Annotated in this window: 17 protein-coding genes; 11 read left to right on the top strand and 6 right to left on the bottom strand. The window is 42.7% G+C overall.

Features of this window, described 5'->3' with window-relative positions; translation table 11 throughout:
- Window positions 1-5: 5 nt before the first annotated feature.
- Window positions 6-2480, bottom strand: a complete 2475-nt coding sequence (hrpB, locus tag VHA01S_RS13820; protein ID WP_023404981.1) for an ATP-dependent helicase HrpB — start codon at window positions 2478-2480, stop codon at window positions 6-8.
- Window positions 2481-2537: 57 nt separating this feature from the next.
- Between hrpB and sfsA the strand changes: the two genes are divergently transcribed.
- The 7 genes from sfsA (at window position 2538) to panC (ending at window position 8492) form a co-directional block, all read left to right on the top strand.
- Complete coding sequence (gene sfsA, locus VHA01S_RS13815) at window positions 2538-3254, top strand: DNA/RNA nuclease SfsA (RefSeq protein WP_039971010.1); 717 nt, start codon at window positions 2538-2540, stop codon at window positions 3252-3254.
- A 141-nt stretch (window positions 3255-3395) separates the two neighbouring features.
- Window positions 3396-3842: an RNA polymerase-binding protein DksA gene (gene dksA, locus VHA01S_RS13810; protein WP_021712223.1), complete on the top strand. Its 447-nt coding sequence runs from the start codon at window positions 3396-3398 to the stop codon at window positions 3840-3842.
- 141 nt (window positions 3843-3983) lie between these two features.
- Complete coding sequence (gene gluQRS / locus VHA01S_RS13805; protein ID WP_023404979.1) at window positions 3984-4871, top strand: tRNA glutamyl-Q(34) synthetase GluQRS; 888 nt, start codon at window positions 3984-3986, stop codon at window positions 4869-4871.
- Between the two features lie 105 nt (window positions 4872-4976).
- Window positions 4977-6326 carry a polynucleotide adenylyltransferase PcnB gene (gene pcnB, locus VHA01S_RS13800; protein ID WP_023404978.1) on the top strand — a complete coding sequence of 450 codons (1350 nt, stop codon included), beginning with the start codon at window positions 4977-4979 and terminating at the stop codon, window positions 6324-6326.
- Window positions 6326-6808 (top strand): 2-amino-4-hydroxy-6-hydroxymethyldihydropteridine diphosphokinase, encoded by a 483-nt coding sequence (folK, locus tag VHA01S_RS13795; RefSeq protein WP_023404977.1) that lies wholly within the window; start codon window positions 6326-6328, stop codon window positions 6806-6808. The genes pcnB and folK overlap by 1 nt, the downstream gene beginning before the upstream one ends.
- A 28-nt stretch (window positions 6809-6836) precedes the next feature.
- Complete coding sequence (panB, locus tag VHA01S_RS13790) at window positions 6837-7631, top strand: 3-methyl-2-oxobutanoate hydroxymethyltransferase (protein WP_023404976.1); 795 nt, start codon at window positions 6837-6839, stop codon at window positions 7629-7631.
- Between the two features lie 9 nt (window positions 7632-7640).
- Complete coding sequence (gene panC / locus VHA01S_RS13785) at window positions 7641-8492, top strand: pantoate--beta-alanine ligase (RefSeq protein WP_023404975.1); 852 nt, start codon at window positions 7641-7643, stop codon at window positions 8490-8492.
- A 100-nt stretch (window positions 8493-8592) separates the two neighbouring features.
- Here the strand turns inward: panC and VHA01S_RS13780 are convergent, their stop codons facing one another.
- Window positions 8593-9513: a LysR family transcriptional regulator gene (locus VHA01S_RS13780; protein WP_039971006.1), complete on the bottom strand. Its 921-nt coding sequence runs from the start codon at window positions 9511-9513 to the stop codon at window positions 8593-8595.
- A gap of 113 nt (window positions 9514-9626) precedes the next feature.
- Here VHA01S_RS13780 and VHA01S_RS13775 point away from each other — a divergent pair, with 113 nt between their 5' ends.
- Genes VHA01S_RS13775 through VHA01S_RS13765 form a run of 3 tightly spaced genes read left to right on the top strand, consistent with a single transcriptional unit; the run spans window position 9627 to window position 13592 of the window.
- Window positions 9627-10922: a purine-cytosine permease family protein gene (locus tag VHA01S_RS13775; protein WP_023404973.1), complete on the top strand. Its 1296-nt coding sequence runs from the start codon at window positions 9627-9629 to the stop codon at window positions 10920-10922.
- Window positions 10912-12036 (top strand): S-methyl thiohydantoin desulfurase family protein, encoded by a 1125-nt coding sequence (locus tag VHA01S_RS13770; RefSeq protein WP_023404972.1) that lies wholly within the window; start codon window positions 10912-10914, stop codon window positions 12034-12036. Before VHA01S_RS13775 ends, VHA01S_RS13770 begins: the two co-directional genes overlap by 11 nt.
- Window positions 12036-13592 (top strand): hydantoinase/oxoprolinase N-terminal domain-containing protein, encoded by a 1557-nt coding sequence (locus VHA01S_RS13765; RefSeq protein WP_023404971.1) that lies wholly within the window; start codon window positions 12036-12038, stop codon window positions 13590-13592. The genes VHA01S_RS13770 and VHA01S_RS13765 overlap by 1 nt, the downstream gene beginning before the upstream one ends.
- Before the next feature lie 95 nt (window positions 13593-13687).
- Here VHA01S_RS13765 and VHA01S_RS13760 read toward each other — a convergent pair whose 3' ends face one another.
- The 3 genes from VHA01S_RS13760 to VHA01S_RS13750 all read right to left on the bottom strand — a co-directional run bounded on the left by VHA01S_RS13760 (window position 13688) and on the right by VHA01S_RS13750 (window position 19020).
- Entirely contained in the window at window positions 13688-15145 is a 1458-nt protein-coding gene (locus VHA01S_RS13760; protein WP_084309172.1) for a Na+/H+ antiporter family protein, read from the bottom strand.
- Window positions 15146-15480: 335 nt separating this feature from the next.
- Entirely contained in the window at window positions 15481-17742 is a 2262-nt protein-coding gene (gene eno, locus VHA01S_RS18195) for a phosphopyruvate hydratase (RefSeq protein WP_023404969.1), read from the bottom strand.
- 9 nt (window positions 17743-17751) lie between these two features.
- A complete protein-coding gene (locus VHA01S_RS13750) occupies window positions 17752-19020 on the bottom strand; it encodes a GntP family permease (RefSeq protein WP_023404968.1) in 1269 nt (422 codons plus the stop codon).
- 272 nt (window positions 19021-19292) lie between these two features.
- Between VHA01S_RS13750 and VHA01S_RS13745 the strand changes: the two genes are divergently transcribed.
- Window positions 19293-20246: a LacI family DNA-binding transcriptional regulator gene (locus VHA01S_RS13745; protein ID WP_023404967.1), complete on the top strand. Its 954-nt coding sequence runs from the start codon at window positions 19293-19295 to the stop codon at window positions 20244-20246.
- A gap of 454 nt (window positions 20247-20700) precedes the next feature.
- Here VHA01S_RS13745 and VHA01S_RS13740 read toward each other — a convergent pair.
- Window positions 20701-21880, bottom strand: a 1180-nt coding sequence (locus VHA01S_RS13740; RefSeq protein WP_023404966.1) for a YadA C-terminal domain-containing protein, incomplete at its 5' end; no start/stop codon positions are given.

Here is a 21880-nt window from a genome sequence, read left to right as displayed (position 1 = left end):
CATTTCTATTTTAAATGACGTTTGGTTTTACTGGTTGCTTGGTGTGACGCAGGATCATCAGGCCAAGGATGTTTAGGGTATCGCCCCTTCATTTCCTTTTGCACTTCTTTGTATGCTCCTTGCCAAAAGCCCGCAAGATCTTGAGTCACTTGCAGTGGTCTTTGCGCCGGTGACAATAACTCAAGAGTTACCTTCACTCTTCCTTCCGCTACGGTCGGCGATTGCGGTTCACCAAACATTTCTTGCAGTTTAACCGATAATTTCGGCGGCTTATCTGCACTGTATTGCAGTGTTTTTGTTGATCCAGAAGGCACTTTGATGCTTCTGGGCAACAATGTATCGATCTTTTGATTCAATGGCCAACCCAATGTGGCATTGAGAATATCCAGCATATTCAACGCCTGTAAGCCCTTAACTGAGCGAATACCGCTAAGATAAGGCAACAACCATTGCGCTAATGAGTTAAGTAGCCCTGAGTCACTCCAATCAGGCCATGACATCTCAGGTAACCATTGCTTGGCACAGTTAACTCGACTGCGTAGCAGTATCGACTCTTTGCTCCATGGTAAAACTGTTAGACCTTTCTTTGTCACATAATCCAACATGCCACTTGCCAACAGTTCAGGGGAAAGATCCGCTGTCGCAATCGGCTTTCTTTGCACCACTAATTGCCCAATGGTAAGTTGCTGTTCGGCAATCAAAGATTGCTTTTCATCATTCCATTGCAACACCTTTTTTTGTTCAAAGGTATGTAATGCTTCAAGGTCTGCGCGATTCACATGCGCGCCAGCCAGTATTCGACTGGACGATTGTCGCCCTTTTTGTAGCAAAGCCGCCACTAGGTATTCATCACCTAATAAGCGACTGCTGTCATCAACAAATGCGCCATGCCCAGAAGTTAATTGATACTGGGTACTATTGGCCGAGCGTTGCTTGGCAATACGGTCTGGGTAGGCCAAACTTAAGCACACTCCTATTTGCGCGCTTTTCACCGCAGACAAAGTAAATGAATGCTGCATGCGTTTAGCTAAAATATCCGCTCGTCTTTTTAATAAGTTCTGCTTAGGGTGTTTACGCTCCACAAACAGCGCCACTTGAAAGCCAATGTCATCGCTATTGCGCATCGGCTCTTCGAGCACTACGGCACAGGCTAATGCCGTATCAAATAATTCACTTGGCACTCTTAATAACATAGCGCTAAGGCGAGGTTCTAAGCCCAATTGTAGTGCTCGCTTGCCTTGCTGAGTCAGGGTGAAGTCAGGAGTAAGCAAGGTTAAACTCTGCAATAGCGCGCACGCTACACTCACTGCCGCTGCCGGCGGTTGCTGCACAAACTGCATACCGCTTACATCACAGCTCCCCCACTGCGCCGCCTCTAGCATCAAAGAGGAAAGATCACTGCGCATAATTTCAGGGACCGTGTGTGACGGGTTTTGTTTAAACTGAGATTCAGAGTAAAGACGAATACAAATACCAGGCTCTGTTCGCCCCGCACGCCCCGCTCTTTGCACAGCCGATGACTGCGATACCCACTTTTGTTCAAGGCGGGTAACACCGCTGTTTAAATCGAAACTGGCGCGATTTTCTAAGCCACTGTCGATAACAATCCTCACGCCTTCAATGGTTAATGAGGTTTCTGCAATGTTAGTGGTTAAGACCACTTTCCTTTGCCCTTGTGGGCTTGCTTGAATCGCTTGTTGCTGAGCAGAAAAATCTAAACCGCCATGCAGTGCCATGATTTTGTTCTGCTTATCACCAGAACACTCATCAGTTAAGGTCTCTAGACACGCATTGATCAAACCTATACTGGGTAGAAACACCAAAATAGAGCCTTGCTCTTCGTGCAATGCTTTCAGGGTTTGCTGACAAATTAACGCAATAATATTTTGATTGGCTTTGGCTGGGGCATATCGCTGCTCAATAGGAAAGCCTCGTCCTTCGGAGGTATGCACCGCGGCATCTGGAATAATCGCCTGTAAACTGGATTGATCCAGTGTCGCCGACATCACCACTATTTTGAGTTGCTCGTTGAATACTTGCTGAACTTCTAGCGCTAACGCTAATCCCAAATCAGCATGAATGCTTCTTTCGTGAAATTCATCAAAAAGTAGCATATCAACCCCAGTTAATTCGGGATCTGACTGGATCATGCGGGTTAATACGCCTTCAGTAACGATCTCTAGCCGAGTGGCATTGCTGCACTTACTCTCACCACGAACCCGATACCCTACCCTTTGACCTACCGGTTCTGCTAATTGCTTGGCAATAAAGCTTGCGATACTTTTTGCCGCTAATCGCCTTGGTTCAAGCATGATGATTTTGCCACTGCAACCGGAGTTTAATAGCAACTGCAATGGTAGAAACGTGGATTTACCCGCCCCCGGCGGCGCTTGAATAATCAGCTGAGAATGCTGCTGCAAAGAGGCAGTAATGTCATCTAAGATAGCGTTAATGGGCAGATTGGATAGTACTTGAATCAAGAGATGGGCCTATGCCATGATGTGTCCTTTCTTCAATTCTACCCAAATGATTTAGAAATGGAATTTTCTCCTCCCTTACAAAGCGGAACTTTGATCAAACGTTATAAGCGTTTTCTTGCAGACCTGACCTTAGATGATGGTTCTGAAATCACCATTCACTGCGCCAATACCGGCGCTATGACCGGGTGCGCTGAGCCTGGCAGTAAAGTGTGGTTCTCTACCTCGGATAACCCTAAACGTAAATACCCTAATAGCTGGGAACTCAGCGAAACCAAAGCCGGCCATCGCATCTGCGTAAATACTATCCGTGCTAATGCTTTAGCTGTTGAAGCGATTAACAATGGGGTTATTTGTGAGCTGTCAGGCTATTCAGTTCTCAAAACTGAACAAAAATACGGTTCTGAAAATAGCCGTATTGATATCCTATTGCGTGACGAAAACAAAGCGGATTGCTACGTGGAAGTCAAAAGCGTGACTTTACTTTCTGACGAACAACAACAACTTGGGCAGTTCCCTGATGCTGTCACTACTCGCGGCCAAAAACACCTCCGAGAATTGATAGAAGTTCAACAATCGGGAAAAAGAGCGGTACTTTTATTCATTGTTTTGCATTCAGGCATTGAAAAAGTGTCACCGGCACTCCATATAGATGGCCAATATTCAATTTTACTTGAACAAGCCCAACAGGCCGGTGTAGAAGTAATTTGTTACAAAGCAGACCTGTCCGTTGAATGTGTGCAAATTTCACGTAACTTACCCTATCTTGGGAGTTAAAGTGACGAACTGTTCACATTTATACGTATACTTAAACATGTAACTTATAGACTTTATTGCTTAGTCAGAGACTTTTTGCTATAGATACCCGCCTTAAAATTAGACCACTTGTGGTTCGATAAGGTTACTAGGAGATGCGGTATGCCAGAATCTAAGAAAAAAGCGCTAGGCATTCTAGCCATAGCAGGCGTCGAGCCGTACAAAGAAATTGCTGGTGAAGAGTACATGTCACCAGAGCAAATGGCTCACTTTACAAAAATTTTAGGGGCTTGGCGCGACCAATTGCGTACTGATGTAGAACGTACTGTTGTACACATGCAAGACGAAGCAGCTAACTTCCCAGATCCTGTTGATCGTGCATCACAGGAAGAAGAATTCAGCTTAGAGTTACGTAACCGTGACCGTGAGCGTCGTTTGATCAAAAAAATTGAGAAAACGCTGAACAAGATTAAAGAAGACGAATTCGGCTTCTGTGATTCATGTGGTGTTGAGATAGGCATTCGCCGCCTTGAAGCTCGCCCAACAGCGGATCTATGTATCGATTGTAAAACTCTTGCAGAGCTAAAAGAAAAGCAAATGCAAGGCTAATTGAACATTACAGTTTTAAACTAATGCCAATCAATGCCATTAAAAATCAGCAATAGCCTTTTAACCCGCTAGAATGATAAGTTAATTGCTACGATTGGTACAAAGGGAGCCTTGGCTCCCTTTTTGCGGTAAAAAGTTTGTATGAAATACATTGGACGATTTGCACCCTCCCCTTCAGGCCCATTGCATTTTGGTTCTTTGGTAGCGGCATTAGGCAGTTACTTTCAAGCCAAATCTCAGCGCGGTGACTGGCTGGTTCGCATGGAAGACCTAGACCCTCCACGGGAAATGCCCGGTGCAGCTAAGCTCATCCTAGAAACACTGGAAGCCTATCATTTGCATTGGGATGGTGAGGTTGTCTATCAAAGTCACAGGCACTCATTGTATCAACAGCAAATTGAACAATGGCTGAGCAAACAGCAAGCCTACTACTGCCAATGTACCCGCAAACAAATTAAAGCCGCTGGTAACTACTATCAAGGGCAGTGCCGAGATAAAAGCCTCACCGCAGACAACTGTTCTATCCGCATCAAAATAGACGCTCCGGTCACTGAATTTGTCGACCTAAAACAAGGTAAAATCGATATTCCATCCGCAATTGCCGCAGAAGATTTTATTATCAAACGTCGTGATGGGCTATTTGCCTACAATCTGGCGGTGGTGATTGATGATATCGACCAAGGTGTAACGGAAGTGGTGCGCGGCGCTGACTTGATTGAGCCTACAGGACGACAAATCAGTCTTTATCAATTACTGGATGCTAAGCCTGTGCAGTATTTACATCTACCATTGGCGGTTACCGAAAATGGCGCTAAATTATCTAAACAAAATCACGCACCGGGCATTAGCTTGTCCAACCCAATTCCTACCTTAATTTGCGCGATGCGTTTTCTTGGTTTTACGCTACCAAAACAGCTAGAAACAGCAGATATTGATGAAATTCTTGCTTGGGGAGTCAAACATTGGCATCTTGAGCAACTGCCAAAAGAGACTCAAGTCACAACCTTGTTCTCAAATCGCATCAGCTAGGCTATTATATGCGCGGATTTGAAGCTCATTCAAACCAAACTCTTATGGAGTGCAATATGATGTATTGCCTTCTCGTTCCTACTAAAAAAGAAACTGACAAACTCGATGACATCTGATTTCGATACCACTAACTCAGTTGGGAAAATAGACCTTAACGTTTACCCAAGAGACCAGCACAATATTTCTAGAGAGCATATCAGCGAGAATGCACTCAAGGTATTGTATCGATTACAAAAAGCTGGATACGATGCATTTTTAGTAGGGGGCGGTGTTCGTGATCTTCTTCTTGGAAAAATACCAAAAGATTTCGATATTGCCACTAATGCTACCCCAGAGCAGATTAAGCTACTGTTTCGTAACTGCCGCTTAATCGGACGACGTTTTCGACTTGCTCACATCATCTTTGGTCGCGACATTATTGAAGTAGCGACCTTTAGAGGCCATCATCAACAAGCAGAAAAGCAAACTTCCGTTCAATCAGAAGAAGGGATGTTATTGCGAGACAATGTGTATGGCTCTATTGATGAAGATGCAGAACGCCGTGATTTCACTATTAATGCCATGTATTACAACATCGCAGACTTTTCTATCCATGACTATGCCAACGGCATGCGTGACCTCAATGAAGGCATGGTGCGTTTAATTGGTGATGCTGAGGTTCGCTATCGCGAAGACCCAGTGCGCATGCTTCGCGCAGTAAGATTTGCCTCAAAATTGGACATGGACATCAGCTTTGAAACCGCTGACCCAATCAACTACTTAGCACCCTTACTGCAAGGTATTCCAGCGGCGCGTTTGTACGAAGAATCGCTAAAACTTCTGCAATCAGGTCACGGACTGGACACTTACGATTTATTGCGTGAATTTGGCCTATTTGAGCATTTATTCCCGCAAGTGGCTGAACTGTTTACCGAAGAAGAAAACTCTAAAACAGAACAAATGATTGATTTAGTTTTAGAGTCGACCGATCAACGCATTGCTGAAGGTAAGCGAGTTAACCCTGCCTTTATGTTTGCCGCTATGTTGTGGTATCCAGTCGAAGCCTACGCGGCACGATTAATGGATCAGCAAGGCATGAGCCATTACGATGCCATGATGACCGCGGGCAACTACATTCTTGATGAACAAGTTCGCAGTACCGCTATTCCACGTCGTCATACCGCCACCATTAGAGAAGTGTGGCAATTACAGTCACGCCTTGAAAGACGCTCAGGTAAGCGTGCTTTCCGCCTACTTGAATTAAACAAGTTTAGAGCTGGCTTTGACTTCCTAGAAATGCGCGGCCAAGTAGAGCAAGGCGATACCCAAAAACTGGCGCAATGGTGGCATACCTTCCAACATTCAGGTCGCAACATGCGTCAAGCTATGGTGACAGATCTTGGCGCTTCAGGTAACCGCTCTGGCAGTGGTCGCCGTCGTCGTCCTGCTAAGAAAAAACCAAAGAAATCCAGTTAATGATTACTGCGTATATTGCCGTAGGCAGCAACCTAGGTGACCCAATAGCACAAGCTCAACAAGCGATTAAGAGCTTGGAGTCACTGCCCAATAGCCGCGTGATACAAGCATCATCACTGTACAGCAGCACCCCTATGGGGCCTCAGAATCAACCTGACTACATTAATGCTGTAGTTAAGATTGAAACTGACTTATCCCCTATCGAACTTTTGGATAACACACAAAAGATCGAAAACGAACAAGGGCGCGTGCGCAAAGAGCAACGTTGGGGACCGAGAACACTCGACCTCGATATTATCCTCTACGGTGATGAAGTCATTGACCTCCCTCGCTTAGTCGTACCTCACTATGGTATGAAGGTTAGAGAATTCGTTCTTTATCCTCTGCAAGAAATAGAATCAAACTTAATACTTCCAGACGGAAGTGCACTCAACAAACTCGTAGAATCAGTCGATAGAAACGGTTTGCAAGTGTGGGGCTAAGCCCCAACTTCCAGAAAAAGGCATAGAAATGAAAAAAGTAACCATTAATACGCTAATGAAGCTAAAAGAAGAAGGACGTAAATTTGCTTCTTCAACGGCTTATGATGCAAGTTTTGCTCAACTATTTGAACAACAAGAGATGCCCGTGCTTCTCGTTGGTGACTCTTTAGGAATGGTGCTGCAAGGTAAAGCTGACACACTTCCTGTTACTGTTGAAGATATTGCTTACCATACGCGCTCTGTACGAGCAGGTAGCCCAAATAGTTTGCTTATGTCTGATATGCCATTCATGAGCTACGCCACTCCAGAGCAAGCGTGTTTGGAAGCCGGTAAGCTGATGCAAGCGGGCGCAAACATGGTGAAGTTAGAAGGTGGTTCTTGGCTTGCTCCTACCGTACGCATGCTGACTGAGCGCGCTGTACCTGTCTGTGCTCACTTAGGTTTAACCCCACAATCGGTCAATATCTTTGGCGGATTTAAAGTGCAAGGTCGCGATCAAGAACAAGCGGATCAAATGGTTAAAGATGCACTAGAACTACAAGCTGCAGGCGCACAAATCATTTTACTTGAGTGTGTTCCTTCGGCATTAGCTGAACGCATCACCCAAGCGCTAAATGTACCGGTTATCGGTATTGGCGCAGGTAATGTAACCGATGGTCAAATTTTGGTTATGCATGACATGTTCGGTATTGCTGCCAACTACATGCCTAAATTCTCTAAAAACTTCCTAGCAGAAACCGGTGATATTCGTTTGGCGGTCACTAAGTACATTACCGATGTAGAATCGGGTGCCTTCCCTGGGCCTGATCATACGATTGCTTAGGAGCTGAACATGTTAACTGTCAATAATACAGCTGAACTTCGTCAGCAAATTCGTGCGTTTAAACAAGCAGGAAAAACCATCGGCTTTGTTCCAACCATGGGTAACCTGCACCAAGGTCACCTCACATTGGTGCGCAAAGCGCAGCAAGTCGCAGACGTGGTTGTGGTCAGCATCTTTGTCAATCCATTGCAGTTTGGCAATCCAGAAGATCTGCAAAACTATCCAAGAACGCTACAGCAAGATTTGGCATTACTGGAAGAACAAGGCACAGCTTTGGTGTTCACTCCAACGCCAGAGATCATCTACCCTCAAGGGTTAGATAAGCACACCTTTGTGGAAGTGCCGGTACTTTCCGACATGCTAGAAGGCGCATCACGTCCGGGGCATTTCCGTGGCGTAACCACAATTGTATCTAAGCTATTTAATTTGGTTCAGCCTGACATTGCCTGCTTTGGTGAAAAAGATTTCCAACAAGTAGCAGTTATTCGCCAAATGGTTGAAGACTTAGCAATGGATATCGAAATTATTCCAGTGCCTATCGTACGCGAAGAAAATGGTCTGGCGATGAGCTCGCGCAATAATCGCCTAACTGAGCAAGAACGAGCTATTGCTCCGCGCCTTGCCCAAGCCATGCACAAAATGGCCGATCATTTACTGGCTAACCCACTAGACGTTAAATCAGCGATCCAATTTGGTGAAGCTGCGATTGTGGACGCGCAAATGAAGCCAGATGAGCTGTTTATTTGCGACGCTCGAACCCTTGGCGAGATCAATGCCGACACTAAAGAAGCCGTCATTTTAATCGCCGCTTTCTTAGGTCAAGTGCGACTGATTGATAATGTGGTTGTAACGCTAAAATAAGTAAGCGATAAGCGAACTTTAAAGCTATAGATAAGCGAGCTGAATGCTCGCTTTTTTTATTCGCCGAATAGTAGCTACTGTTGCTCGCTACTATTACTCACTACAGGGAATTTTGCTCTATCAAGCACTGATAAAACGCACTTGCAGCGGGTGACAGTGAACGAATATGGCTTTTTAACACCACTGAAAACTGGCTACTAAAGTGCCATTTTTCTGGCTGCAAAGCGGTTAATTGGTCTTTGTAGTGATTGTTTTCAATCAAGTGAGTAGGTAAAAAGCTAATGTGTGTACCTGAAAGGGTCAACATTAAACCCGATTCAACATGCCAACCATCCAACAATTTTAATTGCTTATATTTATTAACTTCCAACAGACGGTACATTGTCTCTGCGGCATATCCGCCCACGTTTACCCTTGCCCCTTCTAACGAATAATTGTTGGCGTGTAATTGCTCGGCGAGATCCTTTCTGGCGTACAAATAGCTTTGCTCATTAAACAGAGGTTCGATATGAGCATACGTGTGAGTTTGCAAACCATCCAATACCACTATCATCATATCTAACTGGTTTTTCGCTAGCTTTTCATTGAGCTGAGTATAATCCCCTATCTCTAACGAAAGCTCCACGTCGTCACTGAGCTGATAAAAGTGTTCAATGGCTTTAGTGATGGGATTGGAAGAAAGCGATACCGTATTATCTAAACAGCCGACGCGCACATGGCCGGTTAACTGAGACTGAACACCGCGTAATTTAGCCGCGTAATCACGTAATAACTTAGTGATTTCATTTGCATAGTTATATACTTTTTTACCTTCATCAGTAAGTTCAAAACCACTTCTACCTCGGTTACATAAGGTGACACCTAAACTTTTCTCTAATGTTATCAGCTCTTTACTTAGTACTGGCTGGCTAAGTCCTGTGCTTAAAGTGGCATTACTGATTCCACCATTTTCGACAATGGCGTTAAACAGTTCAAGGCGACGTAAGTCTCTTTTATCAAGGGTATCAATTTTGTGAAACACCAATACATAACCAAATTAGAATATTTAGATTCAATAATATACATTTATCATTATGTAACAAGGTGCTAATTTAAATTATGTGATTTTTTTGACTATTTATGTGGGAGATATAAATGTCAGACGGCAATAAATCGAAAATAAATGATTTTGAATTGGAACCTGTTCCAGAATCGGCAAAACGTTCTTGGTGGGTCATCAGTTTAATATGGCTTGCAATTGGCATTGATATTTCAGGGTTATTTCTTGGCGCCATTCTAAGTGAAGGCATGCCAGTGCATGATGCTTTATTGGCGACTTTTATCGGCTCTTCGATATTAGCGGTACTAGCTATGCTTTGCGCAAATATCGGCTTTCAAGCCGGCGTATCAACACCACTGGTCAGCACCGCGGTATTTGGACGTAATGGCGGTAAAATTTTAGGCGCCATTAATGGTATTTCATTAATTGGTTGGTTTGCCTTTCAAGCGGACTTCTTTGCCTTAATTTTAGTTGATGCTCTAGGCAAGTCAGGCATTGTCGTTAATCACTTTGTCGCATTAGTCGGTGGTGGTTTATTGATGATGATCACGGCGGTATATGGCGTACGAGCGTTAGGTAAGTTATCCACTTGGTCTGTACCTTTAATGGTGACGCTGATCACCATTGGCTTATATATGGCTGCGGGCATGAGTTCAACGGGCACAAAAATAATTAGCGCTCCTATGTCTATGGGTGAAGCGATTACCTTTGTGATGTCTATTTGGATATTGGCAGCGGTTGCCGCACCAGATATTGCCCGTTATGCCAAAACACGTAAAGACGCCATTTTAGGTGCCGGTTTCGGGTTCTTACTTGGCAATAGCGCCATTGTAGTGGTCGCACTGCTACTGACCTACTTAACCGGTACCGACAATCTTGTTGATGTATTTTTCAATCTTGGTTTAGGCCTGATGGCAATTATTGTCTTGGTGTTTGCACAATGGACAACCAACAGCAGTAATTTGGTCTCTGGTGCATTAAGTATGTCGGTGGCGCTGCCTAAAGTTCCTCGCCCTGTGTGGGTTGTATTAATGACAGTGCTAGGATTGGCGATTGCTCAATTTGGCATGGTGGATAAATTTACCGCCTTTTTAACTCTATTAGGCGTGACTATCGCCCCTTCTGCTGGTGTTTATTTAGCTCAATACTATTTCATTGATAAAAATGAATTTAATTTTGAACAGATTCAGCAAGCACCAGATTGGATGGGTACAGGTCTTATTGCTTGGGCAATTGGTAGTTTAGTCAGTGCATGTACTGCCGAGCAATTCCTCAACCTATTCTCACTGACCACTATTTCTGCAGTCGATGGCATTCTTGTCTCCCTTGTAGCGTATCTGGCACTAGTGAAAGTATTTGGAAAATCTAAGGAGCGCGTAAATGCTAATTAATGAACAAATGATTGATGATATCGCCCTTGGAGCAACTGTGCTTGGTACGGGTGGTGGCGGCGACCCATACAGTGGCGCTTTAATGGCAAAAGTGGCATTGAAGAATGCCATTAAGCCAGTTGAAGTGATTGCTCTTGAAGAGGTACAAGATACTTGGATGACGGTGCCATCATCAATGATCGGCGCTCCTACTGTCTCCATCGAAAAGATCAATTCTGAATCTCAAATGCTAGTCGCGTTTGAAGCGATGGAAGTCGCTCTAGGCGAAACCGCAGCGGCAACATTTCCAATAGAAATTGGCGGTTTTAACTCCCTAATTCCGATTTTAGTGGCCGCACAAAAAGGCATTCCTGTTGTTGATTGCGATGCAATGGGACGCGCTTTTCCTGAAGCACAGATGGTGACTTTCTATCTTGATGGTCTTCCTTCTGCGCCAAATACCCTAGCGGATGAAAAAGGCAACGTGGTCACCTTACATCCTATTGATGGGGTATGGTCAGAGCGATTTGCTCGACCAATTACCGAAGAGATGGGCGGCTCTGCCGCTATGTGTGACTACCCTATGTTAGGTAAAAACCTTAAACAAAGCGCACTTGGCGGAACGTTAACTCGCGCCATGAAAATCGGTCAGGCGATACGCCTTGCCAATGCCAAAGGTGAAAACGCGGTGGACGCAATATTAGATATTGTGGGTGGTCAACGCCTGATAACAGGCAAAATTGTTGATATTGAACGCACTACCGCCGGTGGCTTTGTTACGGGTGGTGTGATCATTGAAAAGCTCAATAAAGCTGGTACTGAGTCCATGCCAACGGATGTGTATGTGCATTTTCAAAATGAGCTATTGCTGGCTCATAGTGGAAGTAGCGCTGGCGATCTTAATCAAGACTCCGTTTTGGCTTCAACGCCAGATCTGATCTCTATTTTGGATCATGAAACAGGACAACCAATTACCACTGAGCAATTAAGATACGGTCAGCGCATCGATCTTATCGCCTACCCTTGCGATCCCAAGTGGCGTACGGCAAAAGGCATCGAAGTTGCGGGACCTCGCTACTTTGGCTACGACGTGGAATACAAAACCATAGAAGAATTGGCAGGAGAGATTCAATAATGCAACAGTTTCGCTTAGGTATCGATGTCGGTGGTACCAATACTGACGGTGTATTGTTAGATTCTAACCTGCACTGTGTCGCAAAAATAAAAGTGCCAACCTCCACGGATATTTTTACCGGTATTGAAGGCGCAATCAGCGCCCTACTGACTCAAAGCGGCGCCACTGGTGCGCAGATCCAACATGCAATGTTAGGAACCACTCAGTGCACCAACGCGATTGTCGAAAGAAAAGGCCTAGACAGAGTGGGCATGATTCGCCTTGCATTACCCAGTGGTAGCAGCGTACCGCCACTATGCGGTTGGAGTGACTCTTGGCAAGACTTACTCGGCGAGCATTTCTATCAAGCTCATGGCGGTTACGAATACGACGGTCAATTAATTGCAGACATCAACGAGCAAGAAATTCGACAGCTTTGCCACAAGATGCAAGGCAAGGTTGATTCGGTTGCTATCTGCGGCGTGTTCTCACCCGTGAATAGCCAACAAGAACAGCAAGTAGCTAAGTGGGTCAGCGATGCATTGCCTGAAGTGAATGTATCTCTATCACATCAAGTCGGCAGTTTAGGCATATTAGAGCGCGAGAATGCCACCATTTTAAATGCGGCTCTACAAGGAACCGCAGCCCGTTTTGTGCAAGGTTTTTGTAATGCCCTTAGCGCGCACAATATCTCAGCACACCCTTATTTTGGGCAAAATGATGGCACCTTAATGTCGCAAGAGTTTGCACTAAAATATCCTATTTTAACCGTCGCATGTGGGCCAACAAACTCTATTCGCGGTGCCAGTCATCTCTGTCAATTGATGGATGCGATTGTGGTCGATGTGGGTGGCACAACAGCGGATGTAGGCGCATTGGTTAATGGCTATCCACGTGAATCAAGCATTGCTGTAGAACTGGGCGAAGTGCGTACTAACTTTAGAATGCCTGATATCTTAGCTTTGGCTATCGGTGGCGGCACTGTGGTTCGCAAAAAACAACAGCAGTTTGTTTTAGGCCCTGACAGTGTCGGGCATGAACTACTGACTCAAGCACAGTCATTTGGTGGGGATGTTCTCACCCTGACCGACATTGCCTTAAACTTAAATAAAATGCAGTGGCAAGCCGATACTGCGCCGCAGAAAATTGCCATAGCAGCAGAAGATGCCATGCATATCTATCAACAGATGATAGAAGCGGTTGAAGAAGGCATAGATAAAATGAAAACCTCGGCAGCTAAAGTACCTGTGATTCTAGTGGGCGGCGGAAGTGCACTATTGCCCAATGAGTTTACTGGCGTCAGCGAAGTCGTACGCCCTGAACACTTTGAAGTAGCTAATGCGATTGGGGTTGCTCTGGGTGAAATATCCGGACAATTGGATAAAATTGTGGCCATAGCACCTAGTGAGCGTAAGCAAGTGCTAGAAGCTCTGGAGCAAGAAGCACATCATCTAGCAATTAATGCGGGGGCTTGTCCTGAAAGCATCTCTACCATCGAAATGATAGAAATACCGCTAAGTTACCTGCCTGGTAATAGAGTACACGTCAAAATCAAAGCAGCGGGTAAAATTCATTAAAGATGAAATTAGCAGGGCTAAATTAACAAAGCCATAAAAACAAGGGCCACTTCATATGAAGCGGCCCTTGTTTTATTTAACGGCTTACAGGTTCTCTATAGAACCAAAGCGGCGATCCAAGCAAATAACACCATACCAAAGTTGGCATGACAGAAGGTTGGGATCACCGAATCTCGAATATGGTCGTGCTGTCCATCGGCATTTAAACCCGATGTCACCCCAAGAGAGATGGTTGACGCTGGCGAGCCCGCATCACCAAGTGCAGCTGATGCACCTAATAAAGCAATAGTCGCCGCTGGAGAAAAACCTAACGATAGTGCCAATGGCACGTAGATAGGAGCAAGAATAGGCACACTGGCAAAAGAATCACCAAAACCAATAGTAATAAACAAGCCCACCAGCAGCATCAATAATGCGCCAACAGCTTTGTTATCACCAATCAGAGCTCTAGTTGCTTCTACTAGCGATGGAATCTCACCGGTCGCATTCAACACCCCTGCAAAGCCTGAAGCAATGGTAATAATAACGGCAATTTGCACCATCATACGCATGCCTTCAGTGAACACATCATCTTGTTGTTGCCAAGTGAAAATCCCTGAGAAGCTTAATAAAACAAAACCTATCATGGCGCCTAATAGCAAAGAATCAAATTCGATCTGACAAATCAGAGCAACCGCAACAGCGGCAATCACAAACATCAATTCTTTAAATTTCAGTTTTGTCGCTTCCGAGCGAAACACCATCTTATTAGTCAGTTCGTCATCGTACTCACGAGGTTTTCGGTAAGTAATGAATACTGCGACTAGCATACCGGCAACAATACCCATTACAGGCAAGAACATTGCCTTTGGTACTTGGCCTGCTTGAACAACCAACCCATAGTCCGCACCTGATGAATTGATATTTGGTAACAGAATTTCAAACAGATAAATCGCACCAAAACCTGTTGGCAGTAATAAGTAACTGACACTAATAGAACAAGCGATAATACAAGCTACAGCTCTGCGGTCGATTTTAAGATGGTTGAAAACAGTGAGAAGTGGCGGGATCATGACAGGAATAAACGCGATATGAACAGGAACTGCATTTTGCGACATGATTGATGCCACTATAAATATTGAAAATAGTCCCCACTTTAACGAACTTGATTTCACGCCACGAGAAACCGCGCCGCTCATCTTATCCGCCAACATATCCAAAAGACCACTGCGTGCTAATGCAACCGCAAAGGCACCGATCATTACGTAGGTCATCCCGACTTGCGCGCCTTCAGATAAATTATCATTAATCGCACCAATCGATTCATGAACATCCAGTCCGCTGTGTAAGCCGCCAACAATTGCCCCTGCGATTAACGCTATAGGTACAGGCAAACGTAGCAAACACATTGCAATCATTAAACTAATAGAAAGTAAGACTGAATTCACCGGAAGATAACTAGGGAATACAATGGCAACAAAGCTAATAATCGCAACGACTGCAATTGAAAGCTTCTGTAAAGGAGTGCTTTGAGTGGATACTACCGACTCATCGCTAGAAGTTGTGTGTGTCATGTTGTTGTCTTTTTATATAGATAGATTTCCATTAAATCAATAATGCTACTGCTGAGTAAATACTTTTCTAAAAAAAAAGAAATAAGATTCGCGAGGGATATCACATTCAATACAGCCGCTCGCCATCAATAAAGAGACACTGGCGATTGAAATGGAGCGAATTTTACGGTAGAGACTTAAATAAAAGTGATAGGTAAAGCTTGCAGTAAAGAAGATATTTCGAAGGTTCTCATAAATAAAAAAAGCACCAAATTCAATACTTAACCATATTGAAATTTGATGCTTTTTTGACTAAAACTCTAAATATACAAGAGCTTAACTATATAAGACCAATATTAATATTGAAGTTGTTTTAGGATGTCTGCACCAATAAATACGGCATCATCACCAAGAGCTCGTTCGATACGAAGAACTTCATTCCATTTCACCATACGTTCACTACGAGCAAATGAACCAACTTTTAATTGACCGCCATTAATCGCTACCGCTAAGTGAGAAATGAAAGCATCTTCTGTTTCACCAGAACGTGCTGATACTACAGGTAACCATCCAGCATCTTGAGTCACTTTAATTGCTTCTAAAGTTTCAGTCACACTACCAATTTGGTTTAGTTTGATTAACACAGAGTTTGCAGTCTTATTTTCGATACCTTCACGAATACGTGCAATGTTAGTCGTAAATGAATCATCACCAATAATTTGAATTTTGCCGCCCATTTCTTTAACGAAATCAACCCAAGATTGTGGATCATCATCAGCAAATGGGTCTTCAATTGAAATTACAGGGTATTTTTCACACCAGCTAAGCATTAAAGCAACGAATTCTTTAGGTGTGAATTCTTTGTCTTCTAGATTGAAGCGATATACACCATCGTGGAATAAATCACTTGCTGCGATATCTAACGAGATGCTGATATCTTTACCTGGTACATAACCAGCAGTCTTAATTGCTTCAACAACAAACTCAAAGATTTCTTCATGACTATCGAACGTTGGATAGAAACCACCTTCATCGGCAATACCAGCTAACGTACCGCGTTGTTTAAGGAGCTTCTCGGCCGCTTCATAAGTTTTAAATGTTGCTTCCAACGTTTCTGTATAGTTTTTGGCGCCATTAACAATAATAAGGAAATCTTGAACATCTGTACGCCATTGCGCATGTGCTCCACCACCAATCAATTGAATCTCTGGCAACGGTAAGATGTTACCTGAATCAGCATTACCAGTATGTAATTTACTTAGGTGTTTAAATAGTGGAATACCTTGATCGTTTGCCGCTACATTAGCACACGCCATTGATACGCCTAGGATTGCGTTCGCACCTAGTTTAGTTTTATTGGTTGTGCCATCAAGTTTGATCATAGTTTCATCAATCTTAGCTTGTTGACTTGGGTCCATGCCAATAATTGCTGGAGCGATAATTGTTTTAATATTTTCAATCGCAGTGTAAACAGATTTACCATTGAATTTTGTTTTATCACCATCACGCAGTTCAAGTGCTTCATATTGACCAGTAGATGCGCCAGACGGTACTAGACCAAAGCCCTTCACACCATTGTCCAAGATCACTTCAACTTCAACAGTAGGTTTGCCTCTTGAATCATAGATTTGGTACGCATCAATACTTTTTATCATGGGTGTTGCCTCTAAATGTAATTTTAATTCTTCGATAAGTTCGCTTAAAGAAGACAATGATTGCTCAATGTATTTTTCTGCAATCGGTTGGATTAATTGTTTGCTTTCATCTGTCAAATATTCTGCTGGTGATTTACCCGCAACTCGAGCTAGCAACAACATAGGGAGCAACTCAAGAATATCTAATGAAATGTCTTTGAATTTTTCGCTATATACAGCCAATACTTTCTCAGCTAGAGCGAAAAACTTAGGTTGATTAAGGTGCACACCTTTTAACAATAAATGATTAATAAAGAACGCCATATCAAATGATGGGTTGCCATACCAAGCGACTTCACAATCAAGTAGCACTGAACGATCATCATCTATTAAGATATTTTTAGGGCTAAAATCACCATGAACTAATGCGTAACGTTTTTCTAATAAACGCTCACAACGAGCATCAATTGATGCAGCCAGTTTAGGGAACCCTTCTTTTAATGCGTAAAAATAAGGTGATACACGCAACTCAATAAAGTTTTTAGTGCTATCAAACAATGCTTTCGCTTGTTCATCGTTTTCACTTACTTTGTGAATTTCAGCAAGAGCTTCAACGGTGCGAAGTACGGCGATTTCATCAATGTTGTTATCAAGGAACTCTGTTTTTAGATTTTTAAAGTCACCGTCTAAAAACTCCATGGTAAAGAAACCACTATCTTCATCGCCATCAAGTACTGTAGGAACACAGTTAGGCATAAAGCGATTAACATATTGAAGGTAACGAAGTTCGAATTTATTTCTAGATACATCAGCACGCCAGTCAGCAGCCACTTTTAATTTTTCTAGCGCTTGTTTAACTACTAATTTTTTTTCACCTTCAGTGATTAAATAAATATCTGAAGATACACCACCAGTTAAAGGTTTCAGTGTTGCTTTATCAGTAATAATTCCTGATTCGATAAGACGTTGTTTTAAATCTGACATGATGATTCCTTATAAAATTGAAAATACGCCAAAGACAAGAGTTGAGGTAATAGCTAGTACAGCACCTGCTGCGATTTCATATGGCAATACCTTCAAACGTTCGGTGATCTGCATGTTCACAGCACCGGCACTTGAGTGGAAGAAGCTACCATGAGGCATGTCTCCCAAAACGGTGGCACCCGCATGAATCATAGCGCCAGCAGAAAGACCACTGACTCCGTACGATATCAAGCTAGGACCAAATACATTTGACGCAACAGCCGCACCAGCAGTAGTAGAGGCAGTAGCGAATGACATTAACGCACCAGAGATTGGTGCAAGAATATAAGTTGGGAGACCGAACATATCGATCATAGCTAGTAGATCACCTTTTAAGGTAGATACAGTGATGATTCCAGCTAGCGCGCCTGTACCAAGAAGCATGATACAAACAGGTCCCATTTTAAGTAGACCTTGGGTTGAGAAGTGTCGTATTTCTTTTGCTTTACCCATAGCAATTGCGCCCGCTACACCACCAACAGGTAGAGCGATTAATGGGTCAATGTTAATACCCGCGATTGGGCGTAAAGCCAATAGTAAGATAGAGACGATCGGACCAAGGATAGAAGATATGAACGAAGGTAAATCACTATCTTCAGTTTGAGACTCAAAAAAGGTGTCATCGATTAAATCAGGCGCGCCTTTTTTGTTCAAATGAGAAGCCACGAAGTAACAAAAGATAATACCGACAATTGCAGGGATAATACCGGCAGCCATAACGGAAGTAAGCGACAAATTAAACGCATCGGCAATAGCGATGGCATTTGGGTTTGCCGAACAGATGTTGCCCGCATGTCCACAGCCAATCATCATAAGTAAAACACCTACACGACGGTAGCCTAGGCGTTTACCAATAGTAAGTGCCACTGGAGCAACAGTAATAACTGAAATATCAACAAACACACCTACAGTAGTCAGTATGGTAACTGATAAACCAATAGCGAGAAGAGCGTAACGATCACCAAACTTTTCTATTATTGTATTGGCAATACGTGATGCAGCTCCAGATTCAATTAGCATACCTGCCAATACACCTGCAGCACAGATTCTAAGTACAGCTGGCATAATACCCTGAGCGCCATCAATCATGACGCTTACGGTATTACCAAGCCCTAAACCACCTACCAGACCACCGACCGCAGCTCCGACTAGCATGCCGTATGCAGGCGGATATTTTCGTAGAATCAATACTATAGCGAGAGCTAACGCGACTACAGTCCCAAATAGATTTACTTCCATCTTAATACCCTTAATTTCAAGTTAAAGCACACGTGTGCATTAGTGGTAAACCATAAGCCATTTATTGTTTGGAAGTAAACATCGCATCAGTGCACACGTGAGCACTATCACAAAAAAAAGGGTCTATTAGTCAACTAAAAACTGCTTAACAATGAATAATAGAAGAAAAATGAAACCTGATTATGGTTATATAAACTCAATAGAGTAGTATATTACTGTCGTCTTATTTAATTGCCATTGACAGCAAATCACCAACTAAAAATCTGAAAGTTATGATAACAATTAAGGAACTCGCAAAAATCCTGGGGATATCTCATTCAACCGTCTCACGTGCATTGAATGATCACCCTGCTATATCAGAAAAAACAAAGCTAAGGGTAAAAAAAGAAGCCATTCATCATGGTTATGTGGTCAATCAAGCAGCAAATACCATGAAAGGAGAAGCAACTAATACCATTGGGCTATTAATTCCAGATATAGATAATACTTTTTATGCTAGATTTACGAGTATCTTGACCGCTCTTTTGCGCACTGATGGAACCAGTCTCATCTTATCTGTCACCCATGATAGTAAAGAGCAAGAAGAACAAGCAATAAAGCAACTTTTATCATTACGCCCTAAAACTATATTTTCAGTTCCTACTCCAAATATATCCAAATACTCCAAACATATGTTGATTGAGAATAATTGCATTCAATTAATTAGACACTCAAATGACATGAAAAGCCTGCCCTTTATAGGTATCGATGAAATAAACAGCATGAGTGAAGCTGTACGTAATGTATACCAAAAAGGTCATAGTAACATTGCGTATTTAGGCCCTATGACTAATTCAAGCACCGGTTTCGAACGATTATCAGGCTTTGTATCTACTTGCCAAGAGCTTGGTATAGCATCCAATATGATAGCGACTTCTGAAAATGACTTTGATTCTGCTCGAGCTAAAATTGAAGACCTATGGAATAAGCATAAATTCAGCGCAATAGTGCTTGGTGGCGAAATAATTACTCAAGCTGTATGGTCATTCTTAATGGAAGATAATTTACTGGATAAGGCCCCTATAAAAGTAGTGAATTTTGGGGAATTTAGTTGGTCTCGAGTGATCAATGCTCAAAAGAGCTTTATCTCTCTACCCATGACTGAAATTGCAGAAACCTGCTATCAATATACTAAAAACAAACCCAGCATGACTAACGTAAAACATATAGCTCACTTTATTGATTAACATTCTATTTCTGCAGTCTATATGCTATTTCGTAGCTGATAACTCTCAACATCCATATGGCAGAACAATTATATAAGAGACTCATTTTTCGCCCCTCTTATTGATTGGTAAGAGGACCCTATTTATAGCGGTTCTCTTCGCTATCGAAAGCAAATCAAACTGCCACTATCAATGGCAAGAAAATTCAAATGCCCTTACTTTCCTAAACTAGGTTTTGATTTTTGATGTGAACATCAAACAATTTCTTCGTCCAATAATCTAACTCACTATCACTAAAATGCTGTTACTCGTTTCAAAATAGGGTAAACCGATTGCTTTATGCGCATAAAAAGTCCAATACCATTTCTGATATCGGACTTTAATAAATACATTAGATTCTTTTGATTTAACTGATTTACTCTTCAGCACCAGTTTATTGATTAGCTTTGCTGTGCTTTATTTTGATAAGTGATAGTTACCATTCGTAGCCAACACCAGCACCAATTGAAACTTGTTCAGAACCAGTATCGTATGCAAGATTAGAACGAGCAGTGAAGTTTTCAGTAAAGCGGATACCAACACCACCAGCAATCGCATTTGCATCACCAGAGTGACCTAATGCAACAGTTGTACTAATTTTACCAACGTTGTAAGGCATAACTAATGAACTTGTTGCAATACCTTGCGCCATTGCACCGTCCATAATTTTAGCTTGTTGTTCTAAATCAGCACGTAAGCCTTTAATGTCTTGGCTATTTTGTTCAATACTTTGCGTATTTTGGTCAATAGCGTATGCATTGCTATCTATACGTGATGTATTGCTAGTAATGTGGTGTGTGTTACTAGTAATAGTTTGTGTATTGGTAGTAATGTGCTGTGCGTTCGTTGTTGAACGAGCGTCTACTGCTTGAGCTAATTGAGTGTTTGAATGAACTACTTTTTGTGTCGCAGTAATATGTTGTGCATTCGTTGTTGAACGAGCATCTACTGTTTTAGCTAATTGAGTGTTTGAATCAATTGCTTTGGTATTGGTTTCGATACCTTGAGTATTTGATGAAATAGCCTGTGAGTTACTGACGATATCTTGAGCGTTAGTTGTTGAACGTGTATCAGCAGTTTGAGCTACTTGAGTATTTTGATGAACAATCTGTTCAGTTTCATCAATAGCTTGTGTATTTGCTTCAGCTTGAAGTTTTGCATGAGTTGCTACACCAGTATTTTGCACCATGGTTTGATGATCACTAATAACTGCTGCAACCACTTGTTGAATCTCTTTACCGTTATTTTCTGAATTAGCCTCTGCTTCACTAGCTATCTGTGTGTTAACTGCAACAATCTGCTCTACTTCGTTGATATTTTGCGTATTCGTTTCACCTCGAGTTTTTGGTACCGCTAATACTTGAGTTTCTTGTGGCGCAGGTTGTTTTATTTTATATGCTTTTGATGGTGCAATTACTGGCATTGGTTGTGGAACTGGGTTAACTACAATAGGCTCGGAAACCGGAGCGGTAGGATCTTTAACTTTATAAGCACTCGTTGGTGCTTTGCTAGGAGTAACTACTGTTGCTTTATCAAATCCAACCACTACTTCTTGTTTCATTGGGTATACTTGAGCTGGTGTAGGTACTGGCTCTGTCGCTTTATTGTATCCAACC

Origin of the sequence: Vibrio halioticoli NBRC 102217, from assembly GCF_000496695.1 — a bacterium.
Classification (GTDB): Bacteria; Pseudomonadota; Gammaproteobacteria; order Enterobacterales; family Vibrionaceae; genus Vibrio; species Vibrio halioticoli.
The sequence above is the reverse complement of the archived record's forward strand: the minus strand, read 5'-3'. Positions and strand labels throughout refer to the sequence as shown.

Coding starts and splice junctions, on each gene's coding strand:
- pcnB (WP_023404978.1), top strand. CDS start 4,977: ATGACATCTGATTTCGATACCACTAACTCAGTTGGGAAAATAGACCTT.
- VHA01S_RS13745 (WP_023404967.1), top strand. CDS start 19,293: ATGATAACAATTAAGGAACTCGCAAAAATCCTGGGGATATCTCATTCA.
- folK (WP_023404977.1), top strand. CDS start 6,326: ATGATTACTGCGTATATTGCCGTAGGCAGCAACCTAGGTGACCCAATA.
- VHA01S_RS13775 (WP_023404973.1), top strand. CDS start 9,627: ATGTCAGACGGCAATAAATCGAAAATAAATGATTTTGAATTGGAACCT.
- VHA01S_RS13770 (WP_023404972.1), top strand. CDS start 10,912: ATGCTAATTAATGAACAAATGATTGATGATATCGCCCTTGGAGCAACT.
- eno (WP_023404969.1), bottom strand. CDS start 17,742: ATGTCAGATTTAAAACAACGTCTTATCGAATCAGGAATTATTACTGAT.
- VHA01S_RS13750 (WP_023404968.1), bottom strand. CDS start 19,020: ATGGAAGTAAATCTATTTGGGACTGTAGTCGCGTTAGCTCTCGCTATA.
- panC (WP_023404975.1), top strand. CDS start 7,641: ATGTTAACTGTCAATAATACAGCTGAACTTCGTCAGCAAATTCGTGCG.
- gluQRS (WP_023404979.1), top strand. CDS start 3,984: ATGAAATACATTGGACGATTTGCACCCTCCCCTTCAGGCCCATTGCAT.
- VHA01S_RS13765 (WP_023404971.1), top strand. CDS start 12,036: ATGCAACAGTTTCGCTTAGGTATCGATGTCGGTGGTACCAATACTGAC.
- panB (WP_023404976.1), top strand. CDS start 6,837: ATGAAAAAAGTAACCATTAATACGCTAATGAAGCTAAAAGAAGAAGGA.
- sfsA (WP_039971010.1), top strand. CDS start 2,538: ATGGAATTTTCTCCTCCCTTACAAAGCGGAACTTTGATCAAACGTTAT.
- dksA (WP_021712223.1), top strand. CDS start 3,396: ATGCCAGAATCTAAGAAAAAAGCGCTAGGCATTCTAGCCATAGCAGGC.
- VHA01S_RS13760 (WP_084309172.1), bottom strand. CDS start 15,145: ATGACACACACAACTTCTAGCGATGAGTCGGTAGTATCCACTCAAAGC.